This is a genomic window from Variovorax boronicumulans, assembly GCF_040544675.1.
Classification (GTDB): Bacteria; Pseudomonadota; Gammaproteobacteria; order Burkholderiales; family Burkholderiaceae_C; genus Variovorax; species Variovorax boronicumulans_D.
Genome location: NZ_JBEPKK010000032.1, coordinates 1 through 11,234 on the forward strand (window position 1 = coordinate 1; position 11,234 = coordinate 11,234).

At 66.2% G+C, this 11,234-nt stretch carries 8 protein-coding genes; 3 read left to right on the forward strand and 5 right to left on the reverse strand.

Annotation, left to right across the window (positions count from 1 at the left end; all coding sequences use genetic code 11):
* Positions 1 to 121: 121 nt before the first annotated feature.
* The 5 genes from ABIC90_RS27005 to ABIC90_RS27025 form a co-directional block, all read right to left on the reverse strand.
* On the reverse strand, positions 122 to 1,120 hold the full coding sequence (locus ABIC90_RS27005; RefSeq protein ID WP_354359756.1) for a tripartite tricarboxylate transporter substrate binding protein: 999 nt from the start codon (positions 1,118 to 1,120) through the stop codon (positions 122 to 124).
* Positions 1,110 to 1,961, reverse strand: a complete 852-nt coding sequence (locus tag ABIC90_RS27010; protein WP_354359758.1) for an amidohydrolase family protein — start codon at positions 1,959 to 1,961, stop codon at positions 1,110 to 1,112. Before ABIC90_RS27010 ends, ABIC90_RS27005 begins: the two co-directional genes overlap by 11 nt.
* A 123-nt stretch (positions 1,962 to 2,084) precedes the next feature.
* Positions 2,085 to 3,275 (reverse strand): nucleoside hydrolase, encoded by a 1,191-nt coding sequence (locus tag ABIC90_RS27015; protein WP_354359760.1) that lies wholly within the window; start codon positions 3,273 to 3,275, stop codon positions 2,085 to 2,087.
* A 164-nt stretch (positions 3,276 to 3,439) separates the two neighbouring features.
* Entirely contained in the window at positions 3,440 to 5,077 is a 1,638-nt protein-coding gene (locus ABIC90_RS27020) for a S41 family peptidase (RefSeq protein WP_354359762.1), read from the reverse strand.
* Between the two features lie 48 nt (positions 5,078 to 5,125).
* Positions 5,126 to 7,450: an ATP-binding protein gene (locus ABIC90_RS27025; protein WP_354359764.1), complete on the reverse strand. Its 2,325-nt coding sequence runs from the start codon at positions 7,448 to 7,450 to the stop codon at positions 5,126 to 5,128.
* Positions 7,451 to 7,565: 115 nt separating this feature from the next.
* Here ABIC90_RS27025 and ABIC90_RS27030 point away from each other — a divergent pair, with 115 nt between their 5' ends.
* The 3 genes from ABIC90_RS27030 (at position 7,566) to ABIC90_RS27040 (ending at position 11,031) form a co-directional block, all read left to right on the forward strand.
* Positions 7,566 to 8,765 (forward strand): threonine ammonia-lyase, encoded by a 1,200-nt coding sequence (locus ABIC90_RS27030; RefSeq protein ID WP_354359766.1) that lies wholly within the window; start codon positions 7,566 to 7,568, stop codon positions 8,763 to 8,765.
* Between the two features lie 88 nt (positions 8,766 to 8,853).
* Positions 8,854 to 9,006 (forward strand): hypothetical protein, encoded by a 153-nt coding sequence (locus tag ABIC90_RS27035; RefSeq protein ID WP_354359768.1) that lies wholly within the window; start codon positions 8,854 to 8,856, stop codon positions 9,004 to 9,006.
* Between the two features lie 159 nt (positions 9,007 to 9,165).
* The gene (locus ABIC90_RS27040; RefSeq protein WP_354359770.1) at positions 9,166 to 11,031 is read left to right on the forward strand and encodes a phosphoenolpyruvate carboxykinase (GTP); all 1,866 of its coding nucleotides are present in this window, start codon (positions 9,166 to 9,168) and stop codon (positions 11,029 to 11,031) included.
* Positions 11,032 to 11,234: the final 203 nt, after the last annotated feature.

Here is an 11,234-nt window from a genome sequence, read left to right on the forward strand (position 1 = left end):
AGTGCGTACGTGGGCGTTGGGCATGGCAGCATCTCCAAGGATGCCTCACCACAAGCAGTTCTCGTGCCTACGAATTAACGGGACAGGACACTAGAAGCCCAAAGGCGCCGGCGCAACCGGCTCAGTCCACCTGGATCTTGTTGTCCTTCGCGAGCCGGGTCCACTTGGCGATCTCGGCGCGGCGGAAGCTGTCGAGTTCGGCCGGGCTGGAGCCGATCACCTCGGCACCCAGCGCTTCGAGCCGCGTGCGCACCTCGGGCTCCCTGAGCGTGGCCGCGACTTCCTTCGACAGGCGCTCCACCACCGGCGCGGGCGTCCCGGCGGGCACGAACACCGCATTCCACTCATAGACCTCGTAGCCCGGCAAACCGGCTTCCGAGACGGTCGGCAATTGCGGCAGCGCGGGCGAGCGCGCCTTGCCGGTGACCGCCAGCGCCCGCAGCTTGCCGCCCTGGATGAAGGGCAGGCTCGACGCCAGGCTGGCGAAAAACACCGGCACATGGCCCGACATGACATCGGTGAGCGCGGGGCCGCCGCCCTTGTAGGCCACGTGCGTGATCTGGACGCCCGCCATCGAGGCGAACAGCTCGCCCGCCAGATGCTGCGCCGAACCGTTGCCGGACGATGCGTAGTTGATGCCACCCGGTTTCGCCTTGGCCTGGGCGATCAGGTCCGGCACGCTTTTGATCGGCGCCGACGGGTTCACGACCAGCACGTTGGGCACCCTGACCAGCAGCGAGACCGGCGCCAGGTCGCGCAGCGTGTCGAAAGGCATCTTGCGCAGTGCCGGGTTTTGCGCATGGTTGGAGGCATCGAGCATCACGGTGTAGCCGTCGGGCGCGCTCTTGGCGACCAGGTCGCCCCCGATGGCGCCACCGGCGCCGCCGCGGTTGTCGATCACCACCGGCTGGCCCAGCCTGGCCGACAGCCGTGGCGCGATGATGCGCGCCACCGCGTCGACCGTGCCGCCCGGCGGATAGCTCACGACCATCCGCACGGGCTTGGACGGCCACGCATCGGCATGGGCGGGCGACCCGGCGAGCAGCAGCGCCGCGCCCGCGAGGGCCAGTGGGATGACGCGGATCAGGCGTGGGCGCGGGCGCGAGATTTCATTGGTCATGGTTGTCTCCTGTTTTGAACTTGAACAAACGGGCCGGCGTGTCGACCAGGATCTGGCGACGCGCGTCGGCATCGGGCACCCAGTCGGCCAACGCCGCGTGGGCGGCGGTGTAGTCGACCAACTCGCGGTGCTGGGTGTGCGGCCAGTCGCTCCCCCACACGAGGCGCGCGGGCCCGAGGGCTTCCAGCAGCGCCTGGGCGGCGTCGCGTGCCGGCGCGGGCAAGGCCGGGGACCAGTTGCGGTAGGCGGCCGAGAGCTTCACCCAGAGGCGCCGGCTGCCCGCAGCGCGAAGCAGCCACGCGAAGCCTTCATCGGAAGCAATGTCCGGCGATGAAGGCCGGCCGAAGTGGTCCACCACCAGCGCGCAACCGGCGTCGAGAACGGGTTGTGCGGCCAGGCACAGGTCGCGCGATTCGCGATGCAGCTCCACATGCCAGTCGAGCGCCTTGACGCGGGCGAACAGTTGTTGCCACTCGGGCCGCGAGAAGTCGGGCAGCGGCATGCCCACGAGGTTGAGGCGGATGCCGCAGACACCGGCTTCGGCCATGGCGTGCAGCAGCGCGTCGTCCGCGGTCGCGGGGTCGACCACGGCGATGCCGCGCAGCCGCGCGGGACAGGCGCGCAGCGCGTCGAGCAGAAAGCGGTTGTCGGTGCCCAGGAAGCTGGGCTGCACCAGCACGCCATGCGAGATGCCGTGCGCATCGAGCAGCCCGAGGTACTCGGCCAGCGTGGCGTCGTGGTCGGGGGCGTGCCGGCGCACCGCCGCCAAGGGCAGGCCACGCGCAAACACGTGGGCGTGGCTGTCGATGGCGGCAATGGCGGTGGTGGCGGCGAGGGGCACGGCGTTGTCTCGGTCGGAATCGTTGTGCGTCCGCAAGGTGCGAACGTGGGCGAGTATCCGCAGGGCAACACCTGATGGGAATGCGTCTCCTGGTTGCTTTTAGATAAGCGCGGCTTATGACGCTCAGTTCGCCGGCGGCAGCCTGACCGGTACCGGCCGCGTCAGCAGGTCGACGAAAAGGTTGAAAAAGCGCGCGTTGTCGAAGCCCTGAACCACCGTCATCTTCTGCAGCGTCGGGCCTGCCGGCTGCGACGCGTAGCCGATGGAGCGGCCGTTGTCCGCCGCACCTGGCTTGGCGACCACGTCGACATAGCGCTCCACCGTCTTGGTGGCGTAGCTGGGGTCGATCAGGTAAGCAAGCGTGAGGGTGTCCCAGATGTTCTGGGTGTAGTCGGGGTTGTTCTCGAAGCCGTTGGTGCCGCTGAAGCCGTAGCCGTTGAGCTTGCGGAACACCTCCGTTACCGCGGTCGGCTTGGCCGGGTGGGCGATGCGGTCGTAGATCGGCTTGGTGAGGAACACGGTGTCGGTCACGTCCAGCGGCACGATCACCTGCGGGATCGGCAGGCGCACCACGAACTGCGCGGCGTCGGGGTCGAACCACCAGTTGAACTCGGCGGTCTTGGTGGTGTTGCCCGGCACGTCGATGGCGCCGCCCATGTAGATGATCTTCTTGATCAGCGGCACGATCTCGGGGCTCTTCTTCACCGCCAGCGCGATGTTGGTGAGCGGGCCTATCGCGAGGATGGTGATCTCGTTCGGGTTGGCCTTGACCGTGTCGATGATGAAATCGACCGCGCTCTTGCGCTGCACCAGCGTGCGGGTGGCAAAGCCGTCGGGCGAGGGCTTGAGGTCGGCGTCGCTTTTGGGCTCGGGGCCGCTCCAGGCGCCCAGGTAGCCGTCGCCGCCCGCACCGGCGGCCATTTCGGCTTCGACATCGGCAAAGGTATGGTTGAGCGCGTAGTTCGCGCCGGCGTACACGCCGATGCGGTCGCCCACGCCGAGCCGCTCGACCGACATCAGCGCATCGGCCACGCCCTGCCTGAGCCACTGGTTGCCCGAGACCACGCTGATGCCCATGACCTGGACCTTGCCCTCGGCCTGCAGCTGCGCGGCCATGACGCCGAGCTGGCCGTCGTCGCTCATGGTGTTGTAGTCGCTGTCGATGATGATCTTCTGCGCGGGCGCAGGGGCGGCGCCATAACCGGGGGCGAGTCCGAAGCCGTCGTTGCCACCGCCGCCTCCGCCGCAGCCCGCCACGACGGTCACGACGACGAGGGCGAGCACCGCCCCTGTCCATTTGCGCATCTTCTGCATCTGCTGCTCCTAGTTATTTGGTTCTCAGGCGAAAACGCCGAAATACAAACGTTTGCGCAAAGCTTTGCGCAAACGTTTCCCAAACAACTTTAAGGGTCAAGCCATGCGCATGGCAAGCGCTGGCGCTAGGTGTTTTCCGCGAAGCCCCGCGGGCGCGGGCAGCCTCAGCCGTCGCTGGATGGAGGCTCGATCAGGCGGTTCTCGCGCAAGGGCGAGCGGTTGAGCAAGGCGGGCTGCTCCGCATCCTCGGGCGCGGGCTGCCCGGCCTTGTCGAGGCCGATGCCCGCTGTGGCCTTGGACGACGACGCCGCCGCAGGGCATGCGCCGGAGCTGCGCAGCGTGAGCGCCGCGGCCAGCCGCGCCTCGGCGGGGTCGCCAAGCTGGTGGCCGAAGTCGTCGGCCACGGCGCAGGTGGGCGCGAAGCCGTCGCCGTAGTCGCCGAAACCCGCCTGGTTCACGCCCTTGAACTGGATCGCGAAGTAGGTCGTGCCGCAGTTGTCCTGCGGAAGGAAGCCGTAGGGCTTGCCGCAGGTGGTGCCACCGACGATATTGACGGTGACGCCGATGCCGCGCAGGCTGTTGATCACCGACTCGCTGGCCGAGCAGGTGTCGGGGCTGGTCAGCACGGTCACGCGCGAGAGGCCGAGCGTGGGCAGCGGCTGGCTGGCCCGGCTGGTGCTGAGGAAGGGGGTGAGGTTCTGCACCAGCGTGCGGCGGAACGGATTCTTGTCGTTGAAGGCCAGCAGCTCGAAGGTCTTGCCGGAGGTCGCGGCCGGCCCCGCCACCATGTAGGCCAGTCGGCTCGCGATGTTGAGTTGGCCGCCGCCGTTGTAGCGCATGTCGAGCACCAGGTCCTGGATGCCATCGCCCTTGAGCTTGTTCACCGCCGCGATGAGCTGCGCCTCGGAGGTGGCGATGTGGTCGTTGAACAGCAGGTACCCGACGCGGCTGCCCGCGTCGTCGATGAACTTGACGTTCTGCACCGGCGTGCGGGTCACCAAGGCAGCCGTGAGGGTGAGGGTTCGCGTCGAACTGCCTTCCTGCAACTTGAAGGTGTGCGTCTCGCCCGCCGCCTGCGGCGAGATGCCGCGGTTGATGACCGCCGTGTTCGTGCCGTTGAGCACGTCGACGCCGTCGATCTCGAGAATCTTCGCACCGCGCGCGATGTCCTGGGCCGCGGCGGGCGAGCTGGAATGCGGCTCGACAAAGGCCACGCGCAGGTCGCGGTTCGGCCGTGAACTGCGCACGAACGCGAACTCGATCCCGTACCCCGCCGAGATGCCGGCGTTGGACAACTGCCGGTACACCTCGGTGTCGTAGATGAAATGGAAGCGGTCCTTGGCGCGGCCCGAAGGCGTGGTGGCCGGCGTCTTGAGCACGTTGAAGAAGGCGACGGGCGTTGCGTAGTCGGCCGCCTTCAGCGTGGTGGGCACTTCGTTGTACCAAAGGTAGGTTTCGTCGATCCAGCTGCGCACCCACTTCTTCTCGTCGCCGAGCGAGCCGGCGCTGTCCGGAAAGCGGATGCCGGTGGCGGGATTGATGCCGCTGCGCGGCGCGGCGCACAGGCCCTCCACTGTCGAGGAGGCAACGATTTCCGCGTCCGTGCCGCCATCGCCGCCTCCGCCTCCGGGCGGGTTGGTGCCGGTGGGCGGCGCGACGATCGGAAAACCGCCGCCGCCTCCTCCGCCCCCACCGCCGCCACCGCAACCGGCCAGCAGAACTGCTGCCGCTGCGAGTGCCGCCGCGGCAGCCCATGTGCCGGGACGCGGCGGTTGCCGCAGGTCTGGTGTGCGAATGGCCATGGGGTCCTCCTCGTGTCCGTGCCTGCGGCCACGTTTTCTTGTGGATCGTTACTGAACGAAGCCCATGCCGCGCGACTCGCGCACCTCGGGCTTGATGCGGTGCTCGGCTTCGAGCTGGTCTAGAAACTCCACCGCCGAAAATTCGACCGCGAGGATATCGGTCTGCCGTTTCACGGCGGCGAAATCTCCGGGGCACAGCTGTGACAGTTGGGCGAGCCGCGCCTTCACCGGGCCGGTCATCAAAGCCGCATCGCCCGCCAACGCCTCGGTCACGAACATGCGCTCGCGCTGCATGGCCGTGAGCGGCATGAACTTGATCTTGAAGGTGAAGCGCCTGAGCGCCGCCTGGTCGAGGCGGTCGAGCAGGTTGGTGGTGCAGATGAACACGCCGTTGAAGCGCTCCATGCCCTGCAGCATCTCGTTGACCTCGGTCACCTCGTAGGTGCGCTGCGCGCCGCGCCGGTCCTGCAGGAAGGAGTCGGCCTCGTCGAGCAGCAGCACCGCCTTTTCGGCCTCGGCCTCCTTGAACATGGCGGCCATGTTCTGCTCGGTCTCGCCCACGTACTTGCTCATGAGGTCGCTGGCCTGCTTGATGATCAACGGGCGGCCGATGGCCTGGGCGATGTGCTCGGCCAGCGCGGTCTTGCCGGTGCCGGGCGCGCCGTAGAAGCACAGCGTGCCGTGGCCGCGCGCCTTGATCGCCTGCACGATGCGCGGGATCTCGAAACGGGTCTCCACGTTGAGCATGTCCAGGTCGTAGGTGGTGACGCTGCGGCGCTCGCCGCGGCCGGTGTCCAGCGTGCCCAGGGCCATGTCGGCATTGCGCAACTGCCGCTCGATGAGGGCTTCGACCGAGGCATCGTCGGTCCTGGCCAGCCCCGCGAAACGCACCGCCGTGCGGATCTGCGCGGGCGTCAGGCCCTTGCGTTCGGCAAGCTTGGCGGTGAAGGCCTCGGACACGACCACGCCTTCGAGCGTCTTCTTCACGAGCTGCTCGCGCGCGCCGGGCGGCGGCGACTTGAGTTCGAGGTGGTATGCAAAGCGGCGCCTGAAGGCCGGGTCGATCTGCTCGATGCGGTTGGTGACCCACAACGTGGGCACGGGGTTGGCTTCCAGGATTTGGTTGACCCAGGCCTTGCCGCTGACGCTGCCGCTGGTGGCTGCCGGAATCTGCTCGGCGCGCGCCATGAACTGCGCGGCTTCGGTGCTGATGGGCGGGAACACGTCCTCGACCTCGTCGAACAGCAAGGCCGCCTGCGCGCTGCCCTTGAGGAACACCTGCGCGATCTGCAGCGAGCGGTAGCGGTCGCGGCCGCTCAATGAATTGCCGTCGCGGTCGGCGTATTCGACTTCGAAGAGTTCGAGTCCGGCGGCCTGCGCCACCACCTTGGCGAGTTCGGTCTTGCCGGTGCCGGGCGGTCCGTACAGCAGCACGTTGACGCCGGGCTCCTTGCGCGCGACGGCGGCGCGCAGCAGCGTGACCAGCATCTGCGCGTCTTCCTCGACAAAAGAAAAATCGTGGGGCGTGAGCGCGCTCTTGGCCGAGGGCCGGGTGAACACGGCCATCAGCTCGTTCTGGTCGCGGTATTCGCGCATCAGCACCGGCGGCAGTTTCTCGCTCACCTTCATGAGGTCGGCAAGGTCGGTGATGTTGTGCTCGGAGATCAGGTTCTCGACCAGGCCGATGCGCTCCAGCCGCGAGCCGGCGCGCAGCGCCTCGCCCACCTCGGTCGCGTTGACGCCGGCGATGTCGGCGATGGCCGCATAGGCTTCGGGCGCGTTGTTGACCTTGAACTCGACCAGCAGCGAGCGCAGATCCCGCTGGTAGCGTGCGAGCGTGCCGTAGAGCAACAGCGCACGCTCGGCCTTGTTGAGCTGCAGGAGGCCGGCGAGCGCGTCGATGTTCTTCTCGACCAGGGTCGACTGCTTGCGCAATGCATGCGTGAGCCAGTCGCGCGTGACGGCGAGCACCGAGAGCAGGTCCTTGGGCTGGTCCTTCGCGTATTCGTCCAGGTAGAAGAAGAGCGTGCCTTCTTCATACGGGCCACGCCAGACGCCGTGGCGTTCGAGCAGCGTGCGGCCGTCGAAATCCTCGACGCCCTTCCACGCTTCGTTACCCGCGCAGCGCCGGCCGAGGAACTCGCGCAAGCGCTGCAACACCGGAGCAGGCCATACCAGGTGACGCCCGGTGAGCGAGAGCAATCCGTTGATGTCGCGCCGCACATTGAAGCGCGGCCCCTGCTTGGCGGCGAGCGTGAGCACGAAGTGCGAGCACATGAGCTCGAGCACCGGCGCTTCCTTGAGGCCGGGCGAAGGCAATGCCTGCCCGCGTACCGCAGCAGCCACTACATCGACACCCGCACGCTTGACCATCAGGCAACCTCCGATGAGGAAATTCGTGGAGGAACCATAACGCAGACTTTTGGCTTCGGGAAGACGCCGAAAGGGTAAAAACCCTGATCCGGCGATTCCAGCCACAATGCGCGCCATGGTTGGAATCCAAGAAATCGAGCGCGCCGCGACGCGCCTGCAGGGCCAGGTGCTCAATACGCCCTGTGTCGAGTCGCGCACGCTTTCGGAAATCGTCGGCGCGCAGGTGTTCCTGAAATTCGAGAACCTGCAGTTCACATCGTCGTTCAAGGAACGGGGAGCGTGCAACAAGCTGGTCGATCTTTCCGCGAACGGCACCCTCGGCGTGATCGCCATGTCGGCCGGCAACCATGCACAGGGTGTGGCCTATCACGCCCAACGCCTGGGCCTGCGCGCACTGATCGTGATGCCGCGCTTCACGCCGGGCGTGAAGATCGAGCGCACCCGCGGCTTCGGCGCCGAGGTGGTGCTGCACGGCGACACGCTCGATGCGGCCCGCGCGCACGCATTGGAGCTTGCCGAACGCGAGGGCCTGACCTTCGTGCATCCCTATGACGACGAAGCCATCATTGCCGGGCAAGGCACGGTGGCACTCGAAATGCTCGACGCGGTGCCCGACCTCGACACGCTGGTCGTGGCGGTCGGCGGCGGCGGGCTGATCGCGGGCATGGCCATCGCCGCGCGCGACCGCAAGCCCGGCATCGAGATCGTCGGCGTGCAGACCACGCGCTTCCCGGGCATGGTGAACGCCATCAAGGGCACGAAGCACGCGCAGGGCAAGAGCACGATCGCCGAAGGCATCGCGGTCGGCACGCCCGGCGTGCTGACGCAGGAAATCATCGCGAGCAAGGTCGACGACCTCGTCCTGGTGGACGAAGGCGACATCGAACAGGGCGTGCTGATGCTGCTGGAGATCGAAAAGACCCTGGTGGAGGGCGCGGGCGCGGCCGGGCTGGCGGCGCTGATCCGGCATCCGGAGCGCTTCAAGGGCAAGCGCGTGGGGCTGGTGCTTTCGGGCGGCAACATCGATCCGCTGCTGCTCGCGGCCATCATCGAACGCGGCATGGTGCGGGCCGGACGGCTGGCGAGGGTGCGGGTGAGCGCGCGGGACGTGCCGGGCTCACTGGCCGAGATCACGGCCACTGTGGCGGAAGCGGGCGCTAACGTCGATGAGGTTCATCATCAACGGGCGTTCACGATGCTGGCGGCGCAGAACGTCGACATCGAGCTGGTGCTGCAGACCCGCGGCCGGGCGCACCTTGCCAGCGTACTGACCGCCCTGAAGGACGCAGGGTTCGAGGCCGAAGAGCAACACTGAGGGGCTCGCAAGCCCCTAGACCGGACAGCGAGGCCTCGCCGGTAAAATGTCCGCAGTTTTGTCATTTGTGTATTCGAGGTACTTCCCGATGTCCAACCCCACTCCCGTCGAGCCCGGTCACGCTGCAGTCGTCGAAAAAGACGCCGTCGAATCGGTCGTTCACCTGATGCCCATCGTGCTCCCGCTCGCAGGCGGCGTGCTGATGCTCCTCTTGGCATCCATCGCTGTCTACATGGCCTGACAGCCGCTTGCGAAGTCGTCCGTGGGCGGTGGGGCCCGCGCTGACGCAATCTCCATCCAGCAATCTTCCTGGGCGAAACGTTTTCTCAAACGGACCTCCGTGGCTTCGCGGCACGGCGTCCCGTTCGGAAAGACGATTTTTCAACTTAGGAGATTTCCGATGAACGCACCCACGATGAAGGGCCTCACCATTCAGGCGCCCTCATACGTCAAGAACGCAAAACTGATTGCCTGGGTGGCCGATATGGCCGCGCTGTGCAAACCCGAGGCCGTCTATTGGTGCGACGGCAGCAAGGAAGAGTACGACCGGCTTTGCCAGCAACTGGTCGATGCCGGCACCTTCAAGAAGCTCAACCCCGCCAAGCGGCCCGGCTCGTTCCTCGCGGTGTCCGACCCCACCGACGTCGCACGCGTCGAAGACCGCACCTTCATCTGCTCCAACGAAAAGGAAAACGCAGGTCCCACCAACAACTGGATGGCACCCGCGCAGATGCGTGCGACGCTGCAGCCCCTTTTCGACGGCTGCATGAAAGGCCGCACGATGTACGTGGTGCCCTTCAGCATGGGCCCGCTGGGCTCGCCGATCGCACACATCGGCATCGAACTTTCTGACAGCCCCTACGTGGCGGTCAACATGCGCATCATGACCCGCATGGGCCAGGCGGTGTACGAGGTGCTGGGCACCGAAGGCGAGTTCGTGCCTTGCGTGCACACGGTGGGCGCGCCGCTCGAAGCCGGGCAGAAGGACGTGTCCTGGCCCTGCAACAAAACCAAGTACATCGTTCACTATCCCGAGACGCGCGAAATCTGGAGCTACGGCTCGGGCTACGGCGGCAACGCGCTGCTGGGCAAGAAGTGCTTTGCCTTGCGCATCGCCTCGAACATGGGCCGGGACGAGGGTTGGCTGGCCGAGCACATGCTCATCCTGGGCGTGACGAATCCCGAAGGCAAGAAGTACCACGTGGCGGCCGCCTTCCCGAGCGCCTGCGGCAAGACCAACTTCTCGATGCTGGTTCCACCCGCCGGCTTCGAAGGCTGGAAGGTCACGACCATCGGCGACGACATCGCCTGGATCAAGCCCGGCAAGGATGGCCGCCTGTACGCGATCAACCCCGAAGCCGGCTATTTCGGCGTGGCGCCGGGCACCAACATGCTGACCAACCCGAACTGCATGAACAGCCTGAATCACGACGTGATCTTTACGAATGTGGCGCTGACCGACGACGGCGACGTCTGGTGGGAAGGCATGGAGCAGGACACCAAGACCCTGCCCGAGCACCTGACCGACTGGCAAGGCAACGACTGGACGCCGCAGATCGCCAAGAAAACCGGCGCCAAAGCGGCGCATCCGAACTCGAGATTCACCGTGGCCGCCACCAACAATCCGGCGCTCGACGACGCCTGGGACGATCCGAAGGGCGTGGCCATCGATGCTTTCATCTTCGGCGGCCGCCGCTCGACCACCGTTCCGCTGGTGACCGAGGCCCGCAACTGGGTCGAAGGCGTCTACATGGCGGCGACCATGGGCTCTGAAACCACCGCCGCGGCCGGCGGCCAGCAGGGCGTGGTGCGCCGCGATCCGTTCGCGATGCTGCCGTTTGCGGGCTACAACATGGCGGACTACTTCCAGCACTGGCTCGACCTGGGCAAGAAACTCGAGGCTTCGGGCGCCAAGCTGCCGAAGATCTATACGACCAACTGGTTCCGCAAGGGTGCCGACGGCAAGTTCGTCTGGCCTGGCTATGGCGAGAACATGCGCGTGCTGAAGTGGATGATCGATCGTGTCGAAGGCAAGAAGACCGAAGGCGTCGAGCACATCACCGGGGTGAGCCCGCGCTATGAAGATCTCAATTGGACGGGGTTGGAATTCAGCGCCGAGCAGTTCGCCACGGTAACCAGCATCGACAAGGCGGCATGGCAGGCGGAACTGAAGCTGCACGCCGAACTGTTTCAGCAGCTGTCGCATCATCTGCCGAAGGAGCTGCCGGAAACCAAGGCAGCGATCGAGCAGCGGCTGGCAGCCTGATCTTCGACAGCTTCTTCAAATAGCAAAAGCCCGGTGGATTGCTCCATCGGGCTTTTTTATTGTCCGAGTATTCCGGGGCTGCTGCTTGCTTGATTTCTCGCGGCGTAAAAACCGTCCACGCAAAGCAAAAAACCCCAGTCAGTGTTGACTGGGGTTTTCTGGGCTGTAAGAGCCTGACGATGACCTACTTTCACACGGGAACC